Genomic DNA, 2817 nt, shown 5'->3' on the forward strand with positions numbered 1-2817 from the left:
GCACGGTGGGCGGGCGGATCGCCGTGACCATCAGGCCGCGCTCGCGCAACATCCGCGACAACGCCATGGCCTTGGCACTCTCGCCGATCAGGATCGGCTGAATCGGCGTAAAGCTGTCCATCAGCGTCAGGCCGATCTGCTCGGCGCCCTGGCGGAACTGGCGGATCAGGCTGTTGAGGTGCTCGCGTCGCCAATGCTCGGTACGCAGCAGCTCCAGGCTTTTCAGGGTGGCGCAGGCCAGGGCCGGGGGTTGGCTGGTGGTATAGATGTAGGGCCGGGCGAATTGGATCAGGCTTTCGATCAACTCTTCACTGCCCGCGACAAAGGCGCCGGCAGTGCCGAACGCTTTGCCTAGGGTGCCGACCAGCACCGGCACGTCTTCCTGGCTCAAGCCGAAATGCTCGACGATGCCGCCGCCGTTCGCGCCCAGCGGGCCGAAGCCATGGGCGTCGTCCACCATCAACCAGGCGCCTTTGGCCCGCGTTTCACGGGCCAGCGCCGGCAAGTCGGCCAGGTTGCCGTCCATGCTGAACACGCCATCGGTGACCACCAGGGTATTGCCGGTGGCTTTCTCCAGGCGCTTGGCCAGGCTGGCGGCGTCGTTGTGCAGGTAGCGATTGAAGCGCGCCCCGGACAGCAGGCCGGCATCCAGCAATGAGGCATGGTTGAGGCGGTCTTCCAGCACCGTATCGCCCTGCCCCACCAGCGCCGTGACCGCGCCGAGGTTGGCCATGTAACCGGTGGTAAACAGCAACGCGCGCGGGCGCCCGGTGAGGTCCGCCAGGGCTTCTTCCAGTTCATGGTGCGGCGTGGCATGCCCGACCACCAAGTGCGAAGCGCCACCGCCCACACCCCAACGGGACGCACCGGCACGCCAGGCCTCGATCACCTGCGGGTGATTGGCCAGGCCCAGGTAGTCGTTATTGCAGAACGCCAGTAACGGTTGACCGTCCACCACCACTTCCGGGCCTTGCGGGCTGTGCAGCAGTGGGCGGTGGCGGTAAAGGTGTTCGGCACGACGGGCAGCGAGACGCGCGGCGAGATCGAAAGACATGCAGGCCTCGGATTGGCAGGGTGAACTCGGTCAAAAATGTGAGAGCGAACTTGTTGTGGCGAGGGAGCTTGCTCCCGCTCGGCGGCGCGGCAGTCGCCGGCTTTGGGGGGCGCTTCGCACCCCAGCGCAAGCAAGCTTGCTCGCCACAACAAGCCCCCTCCCACATTTGGATCGCATTTGGATCAAACTGCGGCGTTGTAGAACTGCTCGCTGCTTTTCTGCTCAACCAACGCTTGCTCGATCGCCGCCTGGTGGACTTCATCGGCGTGCTCTTCACGCGCTTCCGGCAGGATGCCCAGGCGCGAGAACAGTTGCATGTCCTTGTCGGCCTGCGGGTTGGCGGTGGTCAGCAGTTTGTCGCCGTAGAAGATCGAGTTGGCGCCGGCGAAGAACGCCAGGGCCTGCATCTGTTCGTTCATCGCCTCACGGCCGGCCGACAGGCGCACATGCGATTGCGGCATCAGGATGCGCGCCACGGCCAGCATGCGGATAAAGTCGAACGGGTCGATGTCCTCGGCGTTTTCCAGCGGCGTCCCGGCCACCTTCACCAGCATGTTGATCGGCACCGACTCCGGATGCTCCGGTAGGTTGGCCAGTTGGATCAGCAGGTTGGCGCGGTCGTCGAGGGACTCGCCCATGCCGAGAATGCCGCCGGAGCAGATCTTCATCCCCGAATCACGCACGTAGGCCAGGGTTTGCAGGCGCTCGGCATAGGTGCGGGTAGTGATGATCGAACCGTAGAACTCCGGCGACGTATCGAGGTTGTGGTTGTAGTAGTCGAGGCCGGCCTGGGCCAGGGCTTCGGTCTGGTCCTGGTCGAGACGGCCGAGGGTCATGCAGGTTTCCAGGCCCATGGCCTTCACGCCTTTGACCATCTGCAGCACATAAGGCATGTCTTTGGCCGACGGATGTTTCCACGCCGCGCCCATGCAGAAGCGGGTCGAACCGATGGCCTTGGCGCGGGCAGCCTCTTCGAGGACCTTCTGCACTTCCATCAGCTTTTCTTTTTCCAGGCCGGTGTTGTAGTGGCCCGACTGCGGACAATATTTGCAATCTTCCGGGCAGGCGCCGGTTTTGATCGACAGCAGGGTCGACACCTGCACACGGTTGGCATCGAAATGCGCGCGGTGCACGGTCTGCGCCTGGAACAACAGGTCATTGAACGGTTGCACGAACAGTGCTTTGACTTCAGCTAAGGACCAATCGTGACGCAGGGTGGCAGTGGTGCGGGCGCTCATGGGCGATTCCTTGATTATGCTTTGGCAAGCGCTGCGGGAAGGGCAATACCCACAGACACGACACGGATGCTCGGCATATTTAAGGAAGATTCATGCACTGTCAACCTGGACACAAACACCAAGTTTACATATGGTCAAAAAACACACAGCACTGTTTAATCTGCGACGAAGCGACTGAGTCAGCCGATTGTGTGTGCAACGTCTGCGAAACCGAGCTGCCCTGGCTGATGGAGCAGTGCGAGGTCTGCGCCCTGCCCTTGCCGATGGACGGCCTGATCTGCGGCCAGTGCCAGAAACACCCACCGGCCTTTAAACAGGTCATCGCCGCCTGGACCTACAGCTTCCCCATCGACACGCTGATCAGCCGGTTCAAGCATCAGGCACGCTGGCCCCTCGGGCATCTGCTGGGCCGTTTGCTGGGACGCCACCTGCAACACCGCTTCGACAACACCGAACTGCCGCGCCCCGACTGCCTGTTGCCCGTGCCCATGGCGCGCAAACGCCTGCGCGAGCGCGGCTATAACC

3 protein-coding genes are annotated in these 2817 nt (G+C 63.0%); 1 reads left to right on the forward strand and 2 read right to left on the reverse strand.

The window, feature by feature from the left end; all coding sequences use genetic code 11:
- Nucleotides 1–1054 (reverse strand): 8-amino-7-oxononanoate synthase (bioF, locus tag L9Z73_RS28585; protein WP_247408149.1); only part of this gene is annotated, 1054 nt, incomplete at its 3' end.
- Nucleotides 1055–1236: 182 nt separating this feature from the next.
- Nucleotides 1237–2292: a biotin synthase BioB gene (gene bioB, locus L9Z73_RS28590; RefSeq protein ID WP_247408151.1), complete on the reverse strand. Its 1056-nt coding sequence runs from the start codon at nt 2290–2292 to the stop codon at nt 1237–1239.
- 92 nt (nt 2293–2384) lie between these two features.
- On the opposite strand from bioB, the gene L9Z73_RS28595 reads away from it, so the two are divergent.
- On the forward strand, nt 2385–2817 hold a 433-nt coding region (locus tag L9Z73_RS28595), incomplete at its 3' end, for a ComF family protein (protein WP_430624324.1).

The organism is Pseudomonas emilianonis (assembly GCF_023072625.1).
In the GTDB taxonomy this organism is placed as follows: Bacteria; Pseudomonadota; Gammaproteobacteria; order Pseudomonadales; family Pseudomonadaceae; genus Aquipseudomonas; species Aquipseudomonas paraveronii.